We start from the raw sequence: 21,715 nt of genomic DNA, 5'->3' as shown, positions 1-21,715 counted from the left end.
TTACTCCGTCATAAAAAATTCATACACAATTAGCTGGCTCACAGCAAGAGCGAGTCGTTCGCAATCTAGTGCCTCGGGCAAGGAAGAGACCCGGATCCGGAGATGACAGCGCTGTGGGGAAAGGTCTCGTTGGGTCTGGTGCGCGGCCCTGCCAACGGACCCTCGCGCCTGCGGCGGCGGCCGTGCTGACCGGCGATTAACCGCGCGTTTTGCGGCTTTCGCGCCTGCGCGCGCGACCGCGCACGGGACCGCACAGCCGGCGCCGTCCGGACCTCACGGAGCCCATCATCGCACACCGCCGCTGCACGCATGGCGCGAAAACCTGCGGCCCATCAAAAAAAGGGGAGGCCCACCGGTCCGATTATCTCACGAGGCCAGAAACGCGCAGATATCGGTCCCGGGCGGCAGCCCGCGCCGGTCTGCCTCCACGTCGACCCAACTGAGGTCCTTCAGGCCGTGGCCGGTGGCAATCGCGAGGACGCGTTCGTCGCGGCTTATGAGGCCGCGGTCGATGAGGCTCGGAATGGCTGCGACGGGGACGGCCGCGCTCGGCTCCACCAGGATGCCCTCGGTTCTGGCGAGTTTCCGCACGCCTGTGCGGACCGTGTCGTCGTCGATGGCTGAGGCCGCGCCGTTGTGCCGGCGAATCCAGGCGAGCGTGTAGTCGCCGTCGTGCTCATAGCCCTCCAGTGTGTCGTTGAGGGCCGATGCGATGGTCGTCTGGTGGTCCCAGGGCTCGATCGCGCCGCCCGTCTCGAAGGCGCGCACGATCGGCGCGCAGGCGGCGGACTGGACGGCGATGGGCCGCGGAATGCGCGTGATCGCCCCGGACGCCTTGAGTCGCTCATATCCCTTCATGATGCCACCGAGCACCGGGCCGCTGGAGACCGGCAGCAGCACGACGTCGGGGTCGAGCCGCGCCGTCTCGTAGGCGAGCGTCGCATAGGCGTCGACGCCGTAGGGATTGTGATAGCTGGTGGTCAGGTTGACCCAGCCGCGCGTCCGGGCAAGCTCGTCCGCGAGGCGGCAGCAGTCGGACGTCTTGCCGTCGATGGTGACGAGGCGTGCACCCGCCGCTGCGATCTGCCGGAGTTTTGCTTCCGGCGCGCTCGCCGGCACGAAGACGACGAGCGGCAGGCCGGCCCGGGCCGCGTAGGCGGCGCCTGAGGCGCCGGCATTGCCGCTGGAGGAGAGCACGAGGCCGGGCCGGCCATAGTTGAGGGCGAGCGACGTCGCCAGCGCCACCGCCCGATCCTTGAACGATGCGGTCGGCATGATCGAATCGTTCTTGATCCAGAGGTCTTTGAGGCCGAGGTCTGCGGCGAGCCGGGGGGCGGCAAGGAGCGGCGACTGCCCCTCGCCGAGGCTGATACGGTTTTCCGGCCGGCAATGCGGCAGGTGGTTCGCCCAACGCCAGAGGCCGACGGCTTCCGTGACGTCCGGCTCCGGCTCCCGCGGCGCGATGTTGAGGTCGAGGATTTCGCCGCAGGACGGGCAGAGGGACGGGACCTCCGCGATATCCGTGTCCCGCCCGCAGGCCGTGCAGCGCAGAAAGTCCGTCTCCGTCGTCATTGCCGGTCGCTCCCCGTTATCCGCCGAGCACCGCGGGCGGTCGCGGCGCGGCTTCCGCGCATTTGAGGTCCCGGATGACGGTGCTGAAAGCCTCGACCACCGCCTCGCGGATCCGCGCGCCCTTTTCCGCGGTCGCGAAGGAAGGATCGCCGACCGTGCCGGTGCCGTTCGACTTGTCGTACATGGTGCGGAACAGCCCGGCGCCGGCGGTGTGCATCATGTCCTCCTCCGCCCAGGCGAAGGTCGGCGCGCACTGCATGCCGCTGATGGCCTCGTGCCGCACGCTGTCCGGATGCGCCTCCATCATCAGCGAGGTCTCGAATTCGCAGGCATGGTTGACGCCGCCGCGCGCGCTTTCCTGGATCGGGACGAGCGCCGCGTATGCCAGGGTCCACCAGGTGGCCATGACGACCAGGCAATCGCGGTGCGCAGCGCCCATCTTGTCCGTCAGCACGCGCCCGATCGCCTGGTTCCCGCCGTGGCTGTTGAAGATCACGATGCGCGTAAAGCCGTGCGCAATCACCGATTCCAGGAGCTCGGACGCATAGATGAGGAAGGCCTCCGGCGTCACCGTCAGGGTGCCGGCGAAATCCATGTGGTGTTCCGAGCAGGCGACCTTGATCTGCGGCAGGATCAGCATGTCCTCGCCGACGACCGCGTCGGTGGCGGCGAGGAGGTGCTGGCCGATATCGCAGTCGACGGAGAGCGGCAGATGCGGGCCGTGCTGTTCGACGGCAGCGATCGGCAGCACGACGACCGTCCGCCGGTCGATGGCCGAAAAGTCGGTGGTGGCGAGCCGCTCCCAGATCATTGCGGATACCACCAGTGCCCGTTGATGACGACGCCTTCCGCGACAAGCCGCTCGTCGACGGTCAGGATCTCGCCGACGACGTCTTCGAGGTGGTGCTCGCCGGGCTGCAGCGACAGGATGGAGGCATCGCCCGCGGCACCGGTCGCAAGGGTCCCGAGTTCAGGCCGTTTCAGCGCCTCTGCCGGCCTGGCGGTCGCCCGCGCGACGACCTCGTTAAGCGGCATGCCGAGGCCGAGGAATTTCGTCATGGTGGTGAGCTGGTCGTAGGCCGGGCCCTTCAGGCAGAAGGCGTGCACGTCCGAGGAGATGGTGTCGGGCGGGAAGCCGGCGGCGAGCATCGCCCGCGCGGTCTTGTAGGCGAACGAGCCCATGCCGTGGCCGATGTCGAAATAGACGCCGCGCTCGCGCGCCGCCAGGACCTCGTCCTTGACCCGTCCGTCGCCCATCACCGGCGTGTTGGGGAACGGGCGGAAACAATGGGTCAGCACGTCGCCCTTGCGCAGCTTGGCGACCACCGCCTCGTAGGACGGGGGCGGCTCGTCAATGTGGCACATGACGGGCAGTCCGGTCTCGTCGGACAGGCCCAGCGCCACGTCGAGCGGCGCGATGCCCTGCGGGCCGCTGGCGTGGCGGCCGACGCGCACCTTGATGCCGACGATGACGTCGCGGTTGGCCTTGATCACCTCGCGCGCGTGGCCTGGCGCCATCAGCCGGAACTCGTGGCTCTCGCCGACCATGATCTGGGGATCGAAGCCGTAGATGCCGGCGAAGGAGACGTGCAGATAGACCAGGATGCGGGTCTGGCTCGGCTCGATGACGTGCTTGCGGAAGCCGGGGAAATTGCCCGGCCCGGCGCTGCCCGTGTCGACGCAGGTCGTCACCGCACTGGTGCGCGCGAACGCCTCCGCGTCGATGCCGAGCGAGGTGCCGCCCCAATAGACGTGGGTGTGCAGGTCGATAATGCCCGGCGTGACGATCTTGCCGGAAACGTCGCGGACGTCCCGGGCGTCCGATGCCAGGTCGTCTGCGACGGCGGCCACCTTGCCGCCGGAAAAGCCGACATCGGCGATCCGGTCGATCCCCTGCGAGGGGTCGACCACGCGGCCGCCGGTGAGGACGAGATCAAGTGTCATCTGTGTATCCAGAACTGCATGTCGTTGATGGGTGATGCCCCTTGCGGCGCGGCCGGTGCCGGCTATTCGGGCTTGTAGGCGACGGCTTCCACCTCGATCTTGATCTCGGCCATGAGGCGCGATTCCACCGTGGTGCGGGCCGGCGGCTCGCTCGGGAAGTAGCTGCCATAGACCTTGTTGAAGGCGGCGAAGTTGCGCGCGTCTTCCAGCCAGACGGTGGTCTTGACGACGTCGGAAAGCTCCGCGCCGGCAAGCGCCAGCGCCGCCTTGACGTTTTCCATCACCTGCTTCGTCTGCGCCTCGATGCCGCCGGCGACGATGCTGCCGCTGGCATCGGCCGGGACCTGGCCGGACACGAAAACGAAGTCGCCGGCGCGGACGGCGGGCGACAGCGGCACGGCCGCGTTTCCGAACACTTTTTTGGGCATTTCGGGGGTCTCCAAGTGGGGTATGTGGTGCGACAAATGAACGTAAGTTTCTTTCATTTAGGATGCAAGCCCGATAAAAAGCGCGCATTTCAGTCGATCGTCAACAAAAATTCATGTTGTTTTTTTTCATTTTTTCGGTCAAGCTTTTTTGGAACCAGGGGCCATGGCAGAAAAGTCGGGGCAGCAGCGTGACCACGGGCGACATCGTCAATCGATTGCGGATATGTGCCGCCGACGGCAGCAAGGCCGAAAAGCGCCTTGCCGAGATCATCCTCGCCGACATCTCCTACGCCTCACAGGCGCCGATCGCGGATATCGCCCTGCGCGCCGGCGTCAGCGAGCCGACGGTCACCCGCTTCTGCCGCGCCCTCGGCTGCGAGGGGGTGCGTGACTTCAAGTTCCAGCTCGCCCAGGTGCTCGCGATCGGCGGGCTCTATCTGTTTCCCGAGCCCTTGGTGCGCGACGAGCGCGACGCCCGCGTCCTCGACGCCGTCACGGACGGCGCGACGGCGGCAATGCAGCGCGTGCGCGATGTCATCGACATGAGCGTCGTCAATGCGGTGGCGGAAATGGCCGTCAACGCCAAGCATATCTGCGCCTACGGGTCGGGCGGCGTGTCCTCCATGGGCGCGGTGGAGATGCAGAACCGGCTGTTCCGGCTCGGGCTGTCCATCGTCAGCCACACCGACGGGCAGATGCAGCGCATGTCGGCGGCGGTCTGCGACAAGCACTCCCTCGTCTTTGCGATTTCCGCCTCGGGCCAGGCCAATTCGGTGATCGAATCCGTCGGCATCGCCCGCCAATATGGCGCGCGCACGGTCGCCATCACCAGTCCCGAGTCGGACCTGGCGAAGGAGGCGGATGTCGCCCTTCCGTTCATCATCGCCCCGGACACGCAGCTCTTCAAACCGACATCCGGCCGCTACGCGCTGCTGTTCATCATCGACCTGATCGCCATGACGACCGCCGAACTGATCGGCCCGAGCGTGCTGGAAGGGCTGCGCCGGATCCGCATCAGCCTGTCCGGCCTCAACATGAGCGATCCCGGCCGGCCGGTAGGCGACTAGGAGATATCTGACGTGACACTGGACGACATCGAGACGCCGGCTGTCCTGATCTACCGCGACCGCGTGGAGGAAAATCTGCGCCGGGCGCAGGACTATGCCGATGCCCACGGCCTGACGCTTCGGCCGCACATCAAGACCCACAAGCTGCCCAGCCTGGCCGCGCGCCAGGTCGAGCTCGGGGCCTGCGGCATCACCTGCCAGAAGCTCGGCGAGGCCGAGGTCATGGCCGATGCGGGCCTGACGGACATCCTCCTTACCTTCAACATCCTCGGCGCCGCCAAGCTGAAGCGCCTGAAGGCGCTGAACGAGCGCGTCACGCTCGCCGTCGTCGCCGACAGTGCCGAGGCCGTCGCCGGCTATGCCGAGACCTTCGCCGGCGCGGCAAAGCCGCTCACGGTGCTCGTCGAATGCGACACCGGCATGGGCCGCTGCGGCGTCCAGAGCGCGGAAGAGGCCCTGACGCTCGCCCGCCGGATCGATGCGGCCGAGGGCCTGCGTTTCGGCGGCCTGATGACCTATCCGCCCGCCGGCAGGCCGCGTGAGGCTGCGGACTGGCTGGCGAACGCCCGCCGCCTTCTGGAAGACGCCGGCCTCGATGTGCCGGCGGTCACCAGCGGCGGCACACCCGACATCTGGCAGGCCCACGAAGCGGCGACCGCCATCACCGAATACCGGCCCGGCACCTACATCTACATGGACCGCTCCCTCGTCGCGCGCGGTGTCTGCGACTGGGACGCCTGCGCGCTGCGGGTGCTTACCACCGTGGTCTCGGCGCCGACGGCGGACCGGGTCGTCCTCGATGCCGGCTCCAAGACGTTGTCGAGCGACACGCTCGGCCTTAACGGCTTCGGATACCTGCCGGCCTATCCCGAGGCGCGGATCGCCGCCCTCAGCGAGGAGCACGGCGTCGTCGATGTCTCGGCCTGCGGCGCGCGGCCGGCGATCGGCGAGCGCCTCGAGGTCATTCCCAATCACGCCTGCGTGGTCACCAACCTTTTCGACGCCGTGCATGTCGTCGCCGGCGACGGGACCGTGGAACGGGTCCTTGTGGCCGCCCGCGGTCGCGTCGACTGACCTGAAGGACCAAGGGGAGCGCCATGATCAGACAAGCGGCAGCCAAGCTCAGTGACTGGGTCAACCGGGGGGTGGAAGTCGTTCTCATCGCCCTGATGGCGGCCCTCGTCCTCGACGTGTGGATCGGGGTGATCGACCGCTACTACTTCCACTGGCAGTTCAACTGGCCCGAACCGCTCGCCCGCTACCTGATGATTTGGACGGTGATGCTGGCGATCTCCACCGGCATCGTGCGCCGCGAGCATATCGGCCTGACCATGTTCACGGACCTGATGCCGGAGAAGGTGCGGCGCGGCGTGCTGATGCTCTCCGACCTCATCACGCTCATGCTTTTCATCTACCTGTTCTGGTTCGGCGTCGGCTTCGCCCAGTCCGGCCAGACGCGTCAGGCGATGATCTTCGGCATGACGCTCGCACCGGCCTACACGGCCATTCCGGCAGCGGCCGGACTGGCGGCGATCCAGATGGCGCTGGTCATGGTGCGCGACCTCGGGCGCTATCACCTCGACGATAAACTGGAGGCTTGAAGCCAATGATCGTGGCAATCGCCTTCGGCCTTCTGCTCATCATCGGCACGCCGATCGGCTTTTCGATCGGCATCGCCGGTCTCGTCGGCATCGTGCAGATGGGCGGCCCGCAGTTCCTCGCCATGGGGCCGAGCCGGATGTTCAACAGCCTGGACATCTTTCCGTTCCTGGCGATGCCGTTCTTCATCCTCGCCGGCGAGATCATGAACCATGTCGGCATCACCCAGCAGCTGATGCGGTTCGCCCATGTGCTGGTCGGCCATTTCCGCGGCGGGCTGGCCCACGCCAACATGGTCGCCTCGGTGCTGTTCGCCGGCCTGACCGGAGCGGCGACGGCCGATGCTGCCGCCTTCGGCAAGACCCTAGTTCCGGAAATGGTGCGCCAGGGCTACCGGCGCGACTATGCCTGTGCGGTGACCGCCGCCGGCTCCATCATCGGCCCGACGATCCCGCCGTCGGGCATCATGGTCGTCTATGGCTCGCTGATGGGCGTGTCGATCGGCGGCCTGTTCGCCGCCGGCATCCTGCCGGGCCTCGTCATCTGCGCGGTCTGCATGGCGGTGATCGCGCTTGGAGCCAAGCGCAACAAACTGCCGGAGCCGGAGACCCGGGCGACATTCGGCGAATTGATGCGCTCGTTCTTTAAATCACTCGCCGCGCTCATCATGCCCCTGATCATTCTCGGCGGCATCCTCGGCGGGATTGTAACGCCGACCGAGGCGGCCTCCGTCGCGGTCGCCTACGCGCTGGCGCTCGGCGTCTTCGTCTACCGCAACATCTCCTTCAAGGTGCTGTGCCGGCTGCTGCTGCGCACCGCGATCGTCAGCGGCGTCATCTTCGTCATCATCGGCTTTGCCTCCACGCTCGGCTGGTGGATGAGCTTCAACCGCGTGCCCCAGGCCATTGCCGAGGCGATGCTCGCGGTCTCGGAAAACCGCTACATACTCATTCTCCTGATCATCGGCCTGTTGATGCTGATCGGGACCATCATGGACGTGACGGCGATCCTGATCATCCTGGCGCCGGTGCTGTTGCAGATCGCCCTGCAGATCGGCCTGGAGCCGATCCACGCCGGCATCATCTTCATCATCGCGCTCAACATCTCGCTGATGACGCCGCCGGTCGGCGCCTGCCTGTTCGTGCTGTCCTCGGTGACCGGCGAGAAGCTGGAACACATCGCGATGAAACTGTGGCCGTTCCTCGTCGCCGAGGTCGCGGTCCTAATCCTCTTCGCCTTCTGGGAAGACATGGCGCTGCTGATACCGCGTTTGCTCGGCTTCGCATGACGCGGACCCCCAATAAGAAGCCTGATCACCATCGAGCCCGCCAAGGGCCATCAACAGAGAATGGAGTTGTGTAAATGAAGAAGTTCATCGCGAGCGGCCTCGCCGCCGCATTGATGCTCGGGGCAGCGGCCGCGGCCGAGGCAGAAACGCTCAAGCTGGCGCACGACAACAAGGGCGGCGATCCGTTCGACAATCCCGGCCATGCCTGCGCGCAAGTGTTCTCCAGCATCGTCACCAGCGACACCAATGGCGGCATTTCCGTCGAGGTCTATCCGGCCAACCAGCTCGGCTCCCTCACCGAGCAGGTGCAGATGGTGCGTAGCGACGTCATCCAGGCGACCATCGCCTCCACCGGCGCGATCGCGTCCTACTATCCCAAGATCGACATCCTCAACATGCCGTTCGCCTTCACCGACAACGCCGCGACCTACGAGGTCTTCGACGGCGCGTTCGGCAAGGCGCTGAAGGCGGACATCGAAACCGAGCTCGGCGACGTGGTCGTCCTCGGCTATCCCGACACCGGCGGGTTCTTCGCCGTCACCAACTCCAAGAAGCCGATCAAGGACCTGGCCGACTTCAAGGGCATCCGCCTGCGCACCATGACCGTGCCGGCGCACCAGGTCATCATCAATGCGCTCGGCGCCGAGGCCTATCCGCTGGCCTGGGGCGAGGTCTATTCGGCCATGCAGACGGGCGTGATCGACGGCCAGATGAACCCGGTACCGATCATCTCCTTCGCCAATTTCGGCGAGGTGCAAGACTACATGACGCTCACCAACCATCTGTTCTCGCCCTACATCCTGATGGTCTCCAAGACCTTCTGGGACAAGCAGGACGACCACAACAAGGACATCCTGCGCTACGCGGCGCAGTCCTGCGTGGCCGCCTCGCGTGGCCTGTCGCGCATCATCGAGGCGTCCGACCGCGGCGTCGCCGGCCTCAATTCCTCGCTGGAGATCACCGCCCTGACGCCGGAGCAGCGCGCCGAGATGCGCTCCGTGACCCAGCCGGCCTTCGAACAGCACATCGAAAAGACCTTCGGCGACAAGGCCGACGCGCTCCTCGACCTCTTCAAGGAGGAAGTCACCAAGGCCAACGAGTCTGCCTATCTGGAATAGCAGCGCCTGCCGGCCGACCGCGAGCCGACTGGCGAAAACTGGAACCCGGCAGTGGCACTCACTGCCGGGTTTTTTTGTCTGTGATGGCGCCGCGGCAAGGCGGTCGGCATGGCCGGGCAGGGCGGCGAGGGGGGCGGCATGACGATGGGGGGAAAGCTGGCTGGGGCGGCAGGATTCGAACCTGCGAATGGCGGCACCAAAAGCCGCTGCCTTACCACTTGGCCACGCCCCAACGGATCGCGCTGTCGCGATTGCCGGAGCGCCTCTCATAGCGATTTCCGGCACGCCCTGCAACATGGGCCGAGCCCAGCGCGCCGGCAAGCTTTCGCGGTCATTCTGACGCGTTTGTGACGGGTATGGCGGATGCCGGTCATTCGCCCTTGCGGGGCCGCATTTCGATCGTTATAAGACGGCTCCGCAGGCATCGGAGTGTAGCGCAGCCTGGTAGCGCACCTCGTTCGGGACGAGGGGGTCGCAGGTTCAAATCCTGCCACTCCGACCATTTCTCCCCAAAATCATTCCCGTTAAATCACCGGTTTCAATCGCCGGTCGCTCGCGCGCGTCTTTGTCCCCGCGCCGCTTGACGGCACCCGTCCGGCGCGCGAAAGAAGTCCTCTAATCGAAGTCGGGGGACAAGGCGATGACCGGGCCGCATGACGACAGGGCTTTTCTGACCGGACTGTTCGAGGCGGCCGTTGACGCTGCCGACCCGTTCCGGGTGCTGGCGCGCCACCTGCCCAAGCCGCCGAAGGGCCGCACCGTCGTCATCGGTGCCGGCAAGGGCTCGGCGCAGATGGCAAAAGCGCTGGAAGAGGTCTGGGACGGCCCGCTCTCCGGCCTCGTCGTCACCCGCTACGGCTTCGGCGCGCCCTGCGCGTCCATCGAGATCGTCGAGGCGGCCCATCCGGTGCCGGACGAATCGGGCCTTGCCGGCGCCGAACGCCTGCTTCAGACGGTCTCCGGCCTCACCGCCGACGACCTCGTCATCGCCCTGATCAGCGGCGGCGGCTCGGCCCTCCTGCCGGCTCCGCCGGAGGGACTCACCCTTGCCGACGAGATCGGCATCAACCAGGCGCTCCTGCGCTCCGGCGCGCCGATCTCGGCCATGAACGCCATCCGCAAGCAGTTCTCGCGCATCAAGGGCGGCCGGCTCGCCGCGGCCGCAGCGCCGGCCCGGGTCGCGACGCTCATCGTCTCCGACATTCCCGGCGACGTCGCCTCGCTGGTCGCCTCCGGCCCGACCATCCCCGACGGCCTGTCGCGCACCGATGCCATCAATGCCGTCGAGGAATTCGGCATCAGCCTGCCGCCGGCCGCGCTCGACTTCCTGCGCTCCGGCAAGGAGACGGCGCCGCAGCCGAACGATCCGCGCTTTGCCGCCAACAGCCAGGCGATCATCGCCTCCTCGGCGATCTCCCTGGAGGCTGCCGCCGTCAAGGCCCAGCGGGTCGGCATGGAGGCGGTGATCCTGTCCGATGCGATCGAGGGAGAGGCGCGCGAGGCCGGCCGCTTCCACGCCGCGCTCGCCCGCGAGGTGGCCACGAAGGACCGCCCGTTCAGGAAACCGGTGGTGATCCTTTCCGGCGGCGAGACCTCGGTGACGATCGCCGGCGGCGGCAAGGGCGGCCGCAACACGGAGTTCCTGCTCTCCTTCGCCCGCGTCGTCGACGGCCTTGAGGGCATCTCCGCGCTCGCCGCCGACACCGACGGCATCGACGGTTCGGAGGACAATGCCGGCGCCTTTGCCGATGGCGGCACGGCCTCGCGCATGCGCACCCGCGGCCTCGACCCGGTCCGCCTGCTCCTCGACAACGACGCCTGGTCCGCCTTCAACGGCATCGGCGACCTCTTCGTGCCCGGCCCGACCGGCACCAACGTCAACGATTTCCGGGCCATCCTCGTGCGCTGAGGGCCGCCCGCCAACGTTTTCGCCCGTCTATTGCGTCCGGCGCCCGCGCTTGCCGCCGCCGACCACACGGCCTTTTCGGAACCTTGTCATGACCGCTGCCTCCCGCCCGTTCGCGGCCGCCCTTTGGATGCTCGGCGCCATCGCCTCGTTTTCGGCAATGGCCGTCGCTGGCCGGGAGATCTCCGCCGAGCTCGACACTTTCGAATTGATGGCCTACCGCTCGGTGATCGGCCTCGTCATCGTCGTCGCGGCGATCGCCGTCACCGGGCGGTTCGGCGAGGTCAAGACGCAGCGCGCCGGGCTCCATCTCCTGCGCAACATCTTCCACTTCTCGGCCCAGAACCTGTGGTTCTTCGGCATCGCCACCATTCCGCTCGCCCAGCTCGTGGCGCTGGAGTTCACCAACCCGATCTGGGTCGCCGTGCTGGCGCCGTTCATCCTTTTGGAGCCGCTGACGCGCTGGCGGGTGCTGGCCGCCGTCTGCGGTTTCTTCGGCGTCCTGATTATCGCCCGGCCGGGCGTGGTGCCGCTGGAATGGGGCCATGCGGCGGGCCTTGCCTGTGCGCTCGGCTTTGCCCTCAACACCATGCTCACCAAGCGCCTGTCGCGCACCGATACAACGCTCTGCATCCTGTTCTGGATGACGGCGAGCCAGAGCGTGATGGGGTTCGCCTGCGCGCTGCCGGGCGGCATGTCGATGTTCTCGCTCGGCATTGCGCACTGGGTCGTCGTCGTCGGCATCTGCGGGCTCTCCGCCCACTATTGCCTGACGATGGCGCTCTCCTGCGCCCCGGCCTCCGTCGTCGCGCCGATCGAGTTCGCGCGGCTGCCGGTCATCGCCATCCTCGGGCTCCTCATCTATGGCGAGCCGCTGGAGGTCTGGGTGTTCGTCGGCGGCGCCGTCATCGTCGCCGGCAACCTCGTCAACGTCTTTGCCGAGCAGCGCCGGGCGCGCCCCGCCGCTAGCTGAGGTCGTTCTCTGCGGAAATGCGGCTGCGCCGGGCGAGTGTCAGCTCCCGGTGGGCGATGTAGACGTTGGCGGCGACGATGATCATCCCGCCGAGCCAGATCGCGCCCTTCGGCCACTCGTCGAAGACGAGCCAGGCGGCGAGCACGGCGAGCGGCAGGCGCAGGAAGCTGATGCCGGCAACGAAGCTCGCCTCCGCCGTCTTGAACGCCCGCGTCATGCACTGGTGGGTCAGCGTCGTGGTGATGCCGATGGCGATCAGCAGCATCCATTCCGTACCGTTCGGCGTCTGCCAGTTGGCTATGGCGAAGGGGGTCACCAGCGGCATCACGAAGAGGCTGGTGTAGAAGATGATGACGTTCGGATGGTCGCTCTGGGCCAGTTGCCGGATCATCACGCTGCCGGCCGCCATGGTCATCGCCGCCGCGAGCGGCAGCGCGTGGTAGGCCGTGACGGTGGAAAAGCCCGGCTGCAGGATGATGAGCACGCCGACGATGCCGACGGCGACGGCGGAAAGCCGGTGCAGCCGCACCCGCTCGCCGATGAAGAGGGCGGCCAGGATCGTCGTGAAGACCGGCGCGGTGAAGTTCAGCGCCACCGCCTCACCGGTCGGCAGGTGGGCGAGCGCCCCGAACCACATCGACATGGTGAAGAACGCGAACACGGCCCGCGCCATCAGCAGCTTCGGGCGGTGCGGAACGACGCCGAGCGGCCGCGGCCAGAACAGCAGCGGCGCCATCAGGACGACGGAGATGAGGTTGCGGAAAAAGACGATGACGAAGGTGTCGAGCGTCTCGCCGGCGGCGCGGATCAGGACCGCGCTGACGGCGAGCGTGACGGCGGAAGCGCTCATCCAAAGGGTGGCGCGCAGGGTGGGGGAGGAAAGGGGGCCGACCTCGGCCGGAACGGTGGACGTCATTGACCCGTTTTAGGGCCGCAAGGGGCATAAGGGAATGCCCTATGTGAGGTCGTGGAGGAGGGCGTCCCAGGAGGCGACGGTACTGGAATGCCGCCGGTTGCACGCGGCGCGCGAATCGCAAGTAATGGCGCCATTGACGGCAAGCTTTCACCGTTCGTTAACCATTTTTAACGTCAACTGGTGGCGGTTAATTTGAGGCATGGGGGCGATCATGGCCAACGGCAACCTCTACCGCGAAATCCTATTGGAAATGTACCGCGACTATCCGGCCCGCACGCTGCCGATCTGGGTCCGCGACGGCCTGGTCGAGGAAGGGTTTGCCGAGCAAACGGCGCGCGGCGCGGTGCTCCTGACCGCCGACGGCGAGGCCCTGTCCCAGAAGATCGCGGCAGCCGAGGCGGAAAAGAACCGCACCCACTGACCGCTCACGGCGCGGCGCAGAGCCGCGTCCGCGCAGCCGCAAATTCCGCTGTCATCCGGGCGACGATCTCGCCCGCCGGCGCGATCGTCCTGACGGCGCCGATGCCCTGGCCGGCGCCCCAGATCGTCTTCCACGCCTTCGGCCTGTCGCCGCCCGCCGCCTCGCGGCTCGCAAAATCCATGGTCGTCACGTCGCCGTCCGGCAGGTCGTCGGGATCGAAGCCCGCATTGCGCACCGACGGCTTCAGATAGTTGCCGTGCACCCCTGAGAAATAGTTCGAATAGACGATGTCCGGCGAGGCGCTCTCGACGATCATCCGCTTGTAGGCGGGATCGGCCTCGGCTTCCTCGGAGGCGATGAAGGCCGAGCCGATATAGGCAAGGTCGGCGCCCATCGCCTGCGCCGCGAGGACCGCGCCGCCGGTCGCGATGGCGCCGGACAGGAGCAGCGGCCCGTCGAACCAGGCGCGGATCTCCTGGATAAGCGCAAAAGGCGACGTTGTGCCGGCATGACCGCCCGCGCCGGCGGCGACCGCGATCAGCCCGTCGGCCCCCTTCTCGATCGCCTTTCTCGCGAACCGGTCGTTGATGACGTCGTGCAGCACGATGCCGCCATAGGAATGGACCGCCTCGGTGACCTCTTCGCGGGCGCCGAGCGAGGTGATGACGATCGGCACCTTGTGTGCCACGCAGACCTCGAGGTCATGCATCAGCCGGTCATTGGAGCGGTGGACGATCTGGTTGACGGCAAAGGGCGCGGCGGGCGTGTCCGGGTTGGCCTGGTTGTGGGCGTCCAGCGCCTCGGCGATCTCCGTCAGCCAATCGGACAGGAGCTCCTTCGGCCGGGCGTTGAGCGCCGGAAAGGAGCCGACGATGCCGGCCCGGCACTGGGCGATCACCAGCTTCGGCCGCGAGATCAGGAACATCGGCGCGCCGACGGCGGGAAGGGCAAGACCTTGGAGGATTGGGGGCAGGGCCATCGGGTACTCGCAGCGGCTTTGACGGGACGGGCGTCCGGGAACGGGCGCCGACTATAGCCGCCAAAGGCGAAATCCTTGAAGACCTCGCGCGCATTTCCCGCAAGGTTTGCTATGGTCGGGCGACACGACCGCAAAACGCGGCACACAGGAGGGGAAGCACGAGATGCCGGAATGGACGCGGCGCTTCGACCAACGCGCCGGCGAGCACGCCCATGATTCGCGGCTCGACGCGGCTGCCTTTCACCGCAACCGCGATCCGATCCTCGCCGTTGCCCGCAAGGTGCTGCCGCTCGGCGAGCCGGGGCACGTCCTGGAAATCGCCAGCGGCACCGGACAGCATGCCGTCGCCTTCGCCGAGACCTTTCCGGATCTCGTCTGGTGGCCGACAGACGCCGAGCCCGCCCATGTGGAGAGCATCGAGGCCTGGCGCCGCCATTCCGGCCTTGCCAACATCCGGCCCGCACGCGTGCTCGATGCCGCCGCAACGGACTGGACGCTGGAGGGCGACGCCCAGCCGCCGCTCGGCGAGCTTGCGGCGATCGTTGCCATCAACATCACCCACATCGCGCCGTTTGCTGTGACCCTCGGCATCCTGTCGGCCGCGGGGCGCTACCTGAAGCCGGGCGGCGCGCTGCTCTTTTACGGGCCTTTTACGCGCGGCGGGCTCCACACCGCCGACAGCAACGCCCGCTTCGATGCCTCGCTGAAGGCGCAGGACCCGTCCTGGGGCCTGCGCGACATCGCCGAGATCGAGGCGCCGGCGGCGCGCGGCGGCCTGTTCCTTGCCGCCATCCACGAAATGCCGGCCAATAATTTCATTCTGGAATTCGATCGGCCCTGATCATCGATGGGGGGGGGTGGTGGACATCAAACGGGTCGCTCTTCTCGGCACCGGTATCATGGGCGCACCTATGGCCCGCAATATCGCGGCCGCCGGCTTCGAGGTCGCGGTCTGGAACCGCAGCGCGGAAAAAGCCGAGGCGCTGGCCGGTGTCGCCCGCGTGGCGGCAAGCGTCGCCGAGGCAGTCGCCGACGCCGATGCTGTCATCACCATGGTCGCCGACGGCGGCGCCGTCACGGAGCTTTATTTCGGAGACGGGGCGGCGGCTGAGGCGGTGCGGCCGGCAACGTTCTTCATCGACATGTCGTCGATCGTGCCTGCCGTCGCTCGCGACCACGCCGAACGCCTCGGGCAGATGGGCCACGCCCATATCGATGCGCCCGTCTCCGGAGGCGAGGCCGGTGCGATTGCCGCCTCGCTGGTCATCATGGCTGGCGGGACGGAACGGGATTTCGCCCGGGCAAGGCCGCTGTTCGAGGCCATGGGACGGCCGACGCGGGTCGGCGGCCACGGTGCCGGCCAGGCGGCAAAGCTCGTCAACCAGGCGATCGTCGGCGTCACCATCGGCGCGGTATCGGAGGGTCTGCTACTGGCAAGAAAGACGGGCTGCGACCCGGCGGCGGTGCGCGAGGCGCTGATGGGCGGCTTTGCCACCTCGCGCATCCTGGAACTCCACGGGCAGCGCATGCTGGACCGCAACTGGACGCCCGGCGGCGCGGTGCGCATGCAGCTCAAGGATCTGGAAAACGCGGTCGCCGCGGCGAAGGCGGCGGGTCTCGGCCTGCCGCTGACGGAGGCGGCGCGCGACGCCTATCGCGACCTTGCCGAAAGGCCGGGCGGCGGCGACCTCGACCACAGCGCCTATCTTCTCTGGCTTGAGGAGAGGAACGGGCTTTCGCGGTGACGCCGCGTCCTACGCCCGCCGGCTCGCCAGCAGGGGGCCGGCGTTGGCGTCCTGCAGCAGGCGATGGAAGTCCGCGGCCGGCAGCGCCTTGCCGAACAGGAAGCCCTGGCCGACATTGCAGCCGATCTTCTTCAGCCGGGCATATTGCGGCTGCGTCTCGATGCCTTCGGCCGTCACCGACAGCCCGAGGGTCCGGCTCAGCGAGATGATCGCCTTGACGACGCTCATGCTGCGCACGTCCTCAAGGCAGCGGCCGACGAAGCTGTGGTCGATCTTGACCCGGTCGATCGACAGGTTCGCAAGGCGCGACAGGCTGGAATAGCCGGTGCCGAAGTCGTCGAGCGCGATGCGGATGCCGAGCGCCTGCAACTGTTCGATGACGGCAAGCGTCGTCGCCTCGTTGTGGACGAAGACGCTTTCGGTGATTTCCAGCTCCAGCCGTGCGGGCGGAAGGCCGGTCTCGTTGAGGATGGCGAGGATGTTGAGCCCGAGCGAAGGGTCCTCGAACTGCACGGCCGACAGGTTGAAGGACAGGAAGAGCGGCGCATCCCAGGAGACGACGTCGCGGCAGGCCTGCCGGAAAAGATCGTAGGACAGCCCGTCGATGACGCCCATGGACTCCGCGAGCGGGATGAACTCGCCCGGCGGCACGAAGGAGCCGTCGTCCCGCTCCCAGCGCGCCAGGGCCTCGCAGCCGATCACCCGTCCGTCGGAAAGGTCGATCAGCGGCTGGTAGTGCGGCCGGATCCGGCCGCGCCGCATCGCCTCGGCAAGCGCCTTCTCGCCCTCTTCGGTGCGATGGAGCTCCGTCAGGAAGGAGGAATTGAAGACGATCGCGCCGTCGCCGAGCGTCGTCTTCGCCCGGTACATGGCGATGTCGGCGAGCCGGACCAGATCGTCCACATTGTCGGTGTGGCAGGGATAGCCGGCAATGCCGATCGCCGTGCCGACCCGGTAGGGATGGCCGTCGATATAGGCCGGCACGGCGAACGCCTTGAGGACCGCATCGGCGACCTCGGCCGCCTGGTCCCGGTTCTTGCCGGGCAGGAGGGCCATGAACTCGTCGCCGCCATAGCGGGCGACGGTGCCGTTCGGGATCGTCTCGACGAGCCGCTCGGCGACGGTCTCCAGGAGCCGATCGCCGACGTCGTGGCCGCGCAGGTCGTTGATGCGCTTGAAGCCGTTGAGGTCGATCAGCAACAGGGCGAAGGGCCGCCGGTTCGGCGGCTCGCTCAACTCGCGAAACCGCTCTTCCAGGAAACGCCGGTTGGGAAGCCCGGTCAGGGCATCGTGGCACGCCGACCATTTGGCGTCGGCCTCCGCCCTCATCCGGCGCCCATATTCATGTCTGAGGTCGGAGAGCCGCCGGGCCGAGTAGATGAACCCGGCAAGGCCGAGCGCGATGAAGGCGACGACGAGTTCGTCGAGCTCCCAGGCCTCATGGCTTTCGATGAATGCCACGATGGACTCGAAGATATCGAGGCGATGCCCGGCCACCCACAGCCCGACCGCGCCGGCGCCCAGGACAAGGGCGTCGATCACCGCTCGCTGTTTCAGTGCTCTCGTTCCGCGTGGCATTGCTGAAGACTCGGCCCAATTTGTTTGGGCATGTTATGGAATATTAGTTACATGAAGGTTATCTGTTTTTGGTTTACATCTAATAATAAATGCGATTTATTCGCTGAATTCGTGTCTTTTCTACGTTGTAAATCGATAAAATTGTAATTGTTCCGTGTCGGATCGTGCATTTCGGCGCGGTTGTACGCGTTAAACATGCCGTTGCCGGCTCGAAACCCGTCTCGGTGGTGGTGTTTTGCTGTGGAGCGGATGCGGTGATCACCTGTCATACAAAATGCGTATAATGTAAGATACGGATTGAAATTTGATTTCAGAAAAAGTAGGAATGAAAATATTTTCAATTTATTCAACTTCGGAGTAACATTTTGGGTAGGTCCTCCAGGACGGAAGGAACGGCTTCCGACCCTCCGCGTGCCGAACAGTCCGGCGTCGGTGCGGATATCCGCCTGCTACGCAAGAGCCGCAAGGTACCCCTGACCGAACTCGCTGCGGAGCTGAAGCGCTCCGTCGGCTGGCTCAGCCAGGTGGAGCGGGGCCTCGGCAGCGCCTCCATCGCCGATCTGAGGATCATCTCGCGGTTCTTCTCCGTGCCGATCAGCTTCTTCTTCCGCAACGAGGATGCCCCTCCGGAGGAGCGCGGCCTCATCGTGCGCGCCGGCGCCCGCCAGCAGCTCGGCACCTCCGAGACCGGCCTCACCGAGGAGCTGCTGTCGCCGGACCTTTCCGGCGACTTTGAGATGCTGCGCTCGGTCTTCGCGCCCGGCACGGAAAGCGGTCCGCTGCCGGCCCGCCCGACCAATGACGGCGGCATCGTCGTTGCCGGCGAACTGGAACTGAGCATCGGCGAGCGCACCTTCCGGCTCGGCGCCGGCGATAGCTTCCAGTATCGCGACCGTCCGACCCGCTGGCGCAACCCCGGCAAGCGGGAAACGGTCATCTTCTGGGTCTGCTCGCCGCCGGTCTATTGACCCGGCAGGGTCCGCCATCCCAGTCTGGTCTCCCCTTCAAGGAGTCTCCCATGGCCGACCTGCCGCAAAAGGCCCGCGCCGTCATCATCGGGGGCGGCGTCTCCGGCTGCTCGATCGCCTATCACCTGGCAAAGCTCGGCTGGCAGGACGTGGTGCTGCTGGAGCGCAAGAAGCTGACCTCGGGCACGACGTGGCATGCCGCCGGCCTCATCGGCCAGCTCCGCGCCTCGCCGAACCTGACCCGGCTCGCCAAATACTCCGCCGACCTCTACGAGCGCCTGGAAGAAGAGACCGGCATCGCCACCGGCATGCGGCGCAACGGTTCGATCACCGTCGCGCTGACCGAGGAGCGCCGCGAGGAATTGCTGCGCCAGGCGGCCTTCGCCCGCGCCTTCGGGGTCGAGGCCGACGAGATCTCGCCCGAACGCCTCGCCGAACTCTATCCCCACCTCAACGCCGAGGGCGCCACCGCGGCGATCCACCTTCCCGGCGACGGCCAGTGCGATCCCGCCAATGTGGCGATGGCCCTGGCGAAAGGCGCCCGCAACAACGGTGTGAAGGTCTTCGAAGATGTCGCCGTCGCCGAAGTCCTCAGCAACGGCAAACGCGTCGTCGGCGTCACCTGCGAGAAAGACGGCGAACCGCATCACATCGCGGCGGACGTCGTCGTCAACTGCGCGGGCATGTGGGCGCGCGATCTTGCTGCAGGCTCCGGCGTCACCCTGCCGCTGCACGCCTGCGAGCACTTCTATCTGGTCACCGAGTCCATCGACGGCCTGCCGCCGCTTCCGGTGCTGCGCGTGCCGGACGAGCACGCCTACTACAAGGAGGACGCCGGAAAGATGCTGGTCGGCGCCTTCGAGCCGGTCGCCAAGCCCTGGGGCATGGACGGCATCCCGGCCGATTTCTGCTTCGACCAGTTGCCGGAGGACTTCGACCACTTCGAGCCGATCCTCGATATGGCCGTTTCCCGCCTGCCGATGCTCGCCGAGGCCGGCATCCACACATTCTTCAACGGCCCGGAAAGCTTCACGCCCGACGACCGCTACTATCTCGGCGAGGCGCCGGAACTCGCCGGCTATTTCGTCGCCGCCGGCTACAACTCCATCGGCATTGCGTCCTCCGGCGGCGCCGGTATGGCGCTCGCCCACTGGATCGACGACGGCACGCCGCCCTTCGATTTGTGGGACGTCGACATTCGCCGCGCCCAGCCGTTCCAGGCCAATCGCGCCTACCTCAAGGAACGCGTGACAGAGACCCTCGGTCTCCTCTTCGCCGACCACTTCCCCTATCGCCAGCCGGCGACCGCAAGGGGCCTGCGCCGCTCGCCGCTGCACGAGCACCTGAAGGCGCGCGGTGCCGCCTTCGGCGAGATGGCCGGCTGGGAGCGCGCCAACTGGTTCGCTGGGGAGGGCGAGACACCCGAATACCGCTATTCCTGGAAGCGCCAGAACTGGTTCGCCAACAGCGCCCGCGAGCACAGCGCCGTGCGCGAGGCCGCCGGCCTTTTCGACATGACCTCCTTCGGCAAGATCCGGGTGGAGGGCCGCGACGCCTGCCGCTTCCTCGACCGGATCTGTGCCGGCATTATCGACGTGGAACCGGGCCGCATCGTCTACACCCAGATGCTGAACCCGCGCGGCGGGATCGAATGCGACCTGACCGTTACAAGGCTCTCAGAGACTGCCTTCCTCCTCATCGTTCCCGGAGCCACTATCATCCGCGATCTCGCCTGGTTGCGCCGGCACCTTGATGGCGACGCCCATGTGGTGATCACCGACATGACGTCATCGGAGGCCGTGCTGGCGTTGATGGGGCCGAACGCGCGCAAGGTGATGAAGGTCGTCTCGCCGAACGATTTCTCCAACGCGGCCCATCCCTTCGGGACGATGCGGGAGATCGAGATCGGCATGGCGATGGCCCGCGCCCACCGCATCACCTATGTCGGCGAACTCGGCTGGGAGATCTATGTCTCCACCGACCAGGCGGCCCATGTCTTCGAGGTTCTGGAGGAGGCGGGGAGGGCGCACGGCTTGACGCTCTGCGGTATGCATGCCCTCGACAGTTGCCGGCTGGAAAAGGCGTTCCGCCATTTCGGCCACGACATCACCGACGAGGACCATGTGCTGGAAGCTGGCCTCGGCTTCGCCGTGAAGACGGAAAAGGGCGACTTCATCGGCCGCGACGCGGTGCTGAAAAAGCGGGAGGAGGGGCTGTCACGCCGGCTGGTGCAGTTCCGGCTCAAAGATCCCGAGCCGCTCCTCTACCACAACGAGCCGATCCTTCGGGACGGCGTGGTGGTCGGCCACCTGACCTCCGGCGCCTACGGCCACCACCTCGGCGCCGCCATCGGCCTCGGCTACGTGCCGTGCAAGGGCGAGAGCGCCGCCGACGTCCTTGGCTCATCTTACGAGATCGACATCGCCGGCACCCGGGTGGGTGCAGAGGCGTCGTTGAAGCCGCTCTACGACCCGAAGATGGAGCGGGTGAGGGCGTAGACCGCGCCTCCGGACTGGATTGCTTCGCTCCGCTCGCAATGACGATTTTCTAAATTATTTCAACGTCATTGCGAGGAGGCCGTCAGGCCGACGCGGCAATCCATTTGCTGCTCGCTCGGGCGAACGCGCCCTACGCCGCCTCAAAATCCAGCGCGACGCCGTTGATGCAGTGGCGCTTGCCGGTCGGCGGCGGGCCGTCATCAAAAATGTGGCCGAGATGGCCGCCGCAGCGTCGGCAATGGACTTCGGTGCGCGTCATGAACAGGGAGTTGTCCTCCTTCGTGCCAACCGCGCCGTCGATGGCCGCATAAAAGCTTGGCCAGCCGGTTCCGCTGTCGAACTTGGTCTCGGACGAATAGAGCGGCAGCGCGCAGCCGGCACAGACATAGGTGCCTTCGCGCTTTTCCTTGAGAAGGTCGCTGGTGTAGGCGCGCTCCGTATCTTCTTCGCGAAGGACGGCGAATTCCGCCTCGGTCAGCTCCGCGCGCCATTCCTCCGGCGTCTTCGTGATCTCGAAGTTCCCCTCCACACCCTTTTCCTCGGCGAAGGACCCGCCGAGATAGGCAAAACTGCCGGCCGCTGCCGCGACGACGGCGCCGCCGACAATCAGAAACTCGCGGCGTTTCATGAGCAAATACCTCCGTTGAACGTCTTTGGCCTTAAATAGGATGCGTGACCCTCATGTGGAAACGCTGAAGCGCCTCAACACTGAAGC

20 protein-coding genes and 2 tRNA genes are annotated in these 21,715 nt (G+C 66.6%); 13 read left to right on the top strand and 9 right to left on the bottom strand.

Going from position 1 to position 21,715, the window contains the following annotated elements; translation table 11 throughout:
• Positions 1-366: 366 nt before the first annotated feature.
• The 4 genes from M2319_RS11530 to M2319_RS11515 form a co-directional block, all read right to left on the bottom strand.
• Positions 367-1,572 (bottom strand): pyridoxal-phosphate dependent enzyme, encoded by a 1,206-nt coding sequence (locus tag M2319_RS11530; RefSeq protein ID WP_264601599.1) that lies wholly within the window; start codon positions 1,570-1,572, stop codon positions 367-369.
• A gap of 16 nt (positions 1,573-1,588) precedes the next feature.
• Positions 1,589-2,383 carry a creatininase family protein gene (locus M2319_RS11525; protein WP_264601598.1) on the bottom strand — a complete coding sequence of 265 codons (795 nt, stop codon included), beginning with the start codon at positions 2,381-2,383 and terminating at the stop codon, positions 1,589-1,591.
• Positions 2,380-3,516: an amidohydrolase/deacetylase family metallohydrolase gene (locus M2319_RS11520; protein ID WP_264601597.1), complete on the bottom strand. Its 1,137-nt coding sequence runs from the start codon at positions 3,514-3,516 to the stop codon at positions 2,380-2,382. Before M2319_RS11520 ends, M2319_RS11525 begins: the two co-directional genes overlap by 4 nt.
• Before the next feature lie 62 nt (positions 3,517-3,578).
• Positions 3,579-3,944, bottom strand: a complete 366-nt coding sequence (locus M2319_RS11515; protein WP_264601596.1) for a RidA family protein — start codon at positions 3,942-3,944, stop codon at positions 3,579-3,581.
• A 188-nt stretch (positions 3,945-4,132) separates the two neighbouring features.
• On the opposite strand from M2319_RS11515, the gene M2319_RS11510 reads away from it, so the two are divergent.
• The 5 genes from M2319_RS11510 (at position 4,133) to M2319_RS11490 (ending at position 9,016) form a co-directional block, all read left to right on the top strand.
• Positions 4,133-5,011 (top strand): MurR/RpiR family transcriptional regulator, encoded by an 879-nt coding sequence (locus tag M2319_RS11510; RefSeq protein WP_264601595.1) that lies wholly within the window; start codon positions 4,133-4,135, stop codon positions 5,009-5,011.
• A gap of 12 nt (positions 5,012-5,023) precedes the next feature.
• Positions 5,024-6,085 carry a D-TA family PLP-dependent enzyme gene (locus tag M2319_RS11505; protein WP_264601594.1) on the top strand — a complete coding sequence of 354 codons (1,062 nt, stop codon included), beginning with the start codon at positions 5,024-5,026 and terminating at the stop codon, positions 6,083-6,085.
• Positions 6,086-6,108: 23 nt separating this feature from the next.
• Positions 6,109-6,612 (top strand): TRAP transporter small permease, encoded by a 504-nt coding sequence (locus M2319_RS11500; protein WP_264601593.1) that lies wholly within the window; start codon positions 6,109-6,111, stop codon positions 6,610-6,612.
• A gap of 5 nt (positions 6,613-6,617) precedes the next feature.
• On the top strand, positions 6,618-7,898 hold the full coding sequence (locus M2319_RS11495) for a TRAP transporter large permease (protein ID WP_264601592.1): 1,281 nt from the start codon (positions 6,618-6,620) through the stop codon (positions 7,896-7,898).
• A 74-nt stretch (positions 7,899-7,972) separates the two neighbouring features.
• Positions 7,973-9,016, top strand: a complete 1,044-nt coding sequence (locus M2319_RS11490; protein WP_264601591.1) for a TRAP transporter substrate-binding protein — start codon at positions 7,973-7,975, stop codon at positions 9,014-9,016.
• A 157-nt stretch (positions 9,017-9,173) separates the two neighbouring features.
• On the opposite strand, the gene M2319_RS11485 is transcribed toward M2319_RS11490, so the two are convergent.
• Positions 9,174-9,248: transfer RNA gene (locus M2319_RS11485), tRNA-Gln, on the bottom strand.
• A 193-nt stretch (positions 9,249-9,441) separates the two neighbouring features.
• Here M2319_RS11485 and M2319_RS11480 point away from each other — a divergent pair.
• From M2319_RS11480 to M2319_RS11470, 3 genes are all read left to right on the top strand, one after another.
• Positions 9,442-9,518, top strand: a tRNA-Pro gene (locus M2319_RS11480).
• Between the two features lie 138 nt (positions 9,519-9,656).
• Positions 9,657-10,925 carry a glycerate kinase type-2 family protein gene (locus M2319_RS11475; RefSeq protein ID WP_264601590.1) on the top strand — a complete coding sequence of 423 codons (1,269 nt, stop codon included), beginning with the start codon at positions 9,657-9,659 and terminating at the stop codon, positions 10,923-10,925.
• An 88-nt stretch (positions 10,926-11,013) separates the two neighbouring features.
• On the top strand, positions 11,014-11,895 hold the full coding sequence (locus M2319_RS11470; RefSeq protein WP_264601589.1) for a DMT family transporter: 882 nt from the start codon (positions 11,014-11,016) through the stop codon (positions 11,893-11,895).
• On the opposite strand, the gene M2319_RS11465 is transcribed toward M2319_RS11470, so the two are convergent.
• Positions 11,888-12,811, bottom strand: coding sequence for a DMT family transporter (locus M2319_RS11465; RefSeq protein WP_264601588.1), 924 nt, complete (start codon positions 12,809-12,811; stop codon positions 11,888-11,890). The genes M2319_RS11470 and M2319_RS11465 overlap by 8 nt on opposite strands.
• 211 nt (positions 12,812-13,022) lie before the next feature.
• Here M2319_RS11465 and M2319_RS11460 point away from each other — a divergent pair, with 211 nt between their 5' ends.
• Positions 13,023-13,232 carry a hypothetical protein gene (locus tag M2319_RS11460; RefSeq protein WP_264601587.1) on the top strand — a complete coding sequence of 70 codons (210 nt, stop codon included), beginning with the start codon at positions 13,023-13,025 and terminating at the stop codon, positions 13,230-13,232.
• Between the two features lie 4 nt (positions 13,233-13,236).
• On the opposite strand, the gene M2319_RS11455 is transcribed toward M2319_RS11460, so the two are convergent.
• The gene (locus tag M2319_RS11455) at positions 13,237-14,211 is read right to left on the bottom strand and encodes an NAD(P)H-dependent flavin oxidoreductase (protein WP_264601586.1); all 975 of its coding nucleotides are present in this window, start codon (positions 14,209-14,211) and stop codon (positions 13,237-13,239) included.
• 163 nt (positions 14,212-14,374) lie between these two features.
• Here M2319_RS11455 and M2319_RS11450 point away from each other — a divergent pair, with 163 nt between their 5' ends.
• Together M2319_RS11450 and M2319_RS11445 are read left to right on the top strand one after the other, a co-directional pair.
• Positions 14,375-15,052, top strand: a complete 678-nt coding sequence (locus M2319_RS11450) for a class I SAM-dependent methyltransferase (protein WP_264601585.1) — start codon at positions 14,375-14,377, stop codon at positions 15,050-15,052.
• A gap of 19 nt (positions 15,053-15,071) precedes the next feature.
• Positions 15,072-15,956, top strand: a complete 885-nt coding sequence (locus M2319_RS11445; protein ID WP_264601584.1) for an NAD(P)-dependent oxidoreductase — start codon at positions 15,072-15,074, stop codon at positions 15,954-15,956.
• A 9-nt stretch (positions 15,957-15,965) separates the two neighbouring features.
• Here M2319_RS11445 and M2319_RS11440 read toward each other — a convergent pair whose 3' ends face one another.
• Positions 15,966-17,498: a putative bifunctional diguanylate cyclase/phosphodiesterase gene (locus M2319_RS11440; RefSeq protein ID WP_264601583.1), complete on the bottom strand. Its 1,533-nt coding sequence runs from the start codon at positions 17,496-17,498 to the stop codon at positions 15,966-15,968.
• 401 nt (positions 17,499-17,899) lie between these two features.
• On the opposite strand from M2319_RS11440, the gene M2319_RS11435 reads away from it, so the two are divergent.
• Entirely contained in the window at positions 17,900-18,502 is a 603-nt protein-coding gene (locus M2319_RS11435; RefSeq protein WP_264601582.1) for a helix-turn-helix domain-containing protein, read from the top strand.
• A gap of 50 nt (positions 18,503-18,552) precedes the next feature.
• The gene (locus tag M2319_RS11430; protein ID WP_264601581.1) at positions 18,553-21,000 is read left to right on the top strand and encodes a GcvT family protein; all 2,448 of its coding nucleotides are present in this window, start codon (positions 18,553-18,555) and stop codon (positions 20,998-21,000) included.
• A 130-nt stretch (positions 21,001-21,130) separates the two neighbouring features.
• Here the strand turns inward: M2319_RS11430 and msrB are convergent, their stop codons facing one another.
• Positions 21,131-21,628, bottom strand: coding sequence for a peptide-methionine (R)-S-oxide reductase MsrB (gene msrB, locus M2319_RS11425; protein ID WP_264601580.1), 498 nt, complete (start codon positions 21,626-21,628; stop codon positions 21,131-21,133).
• Positions 21,629-21,715: the final 87 nt, after the last annotated feature.

The sequence above is a fragment of the Rhodobium gokarnense genome, assembly GCF_025961475.1.
GTDB lineage: Bacteria > Pseudomonadota > Alphaproteobacteria > Rhizobiales > Rhodobiaceae > Rhodobium > Rhodobium gokarnense.
The sequence above is the reverse complement of the archived record's forward strand: the minus strand, read 5'-3'. Positions and strand labels throughout refer to the sequence as shown.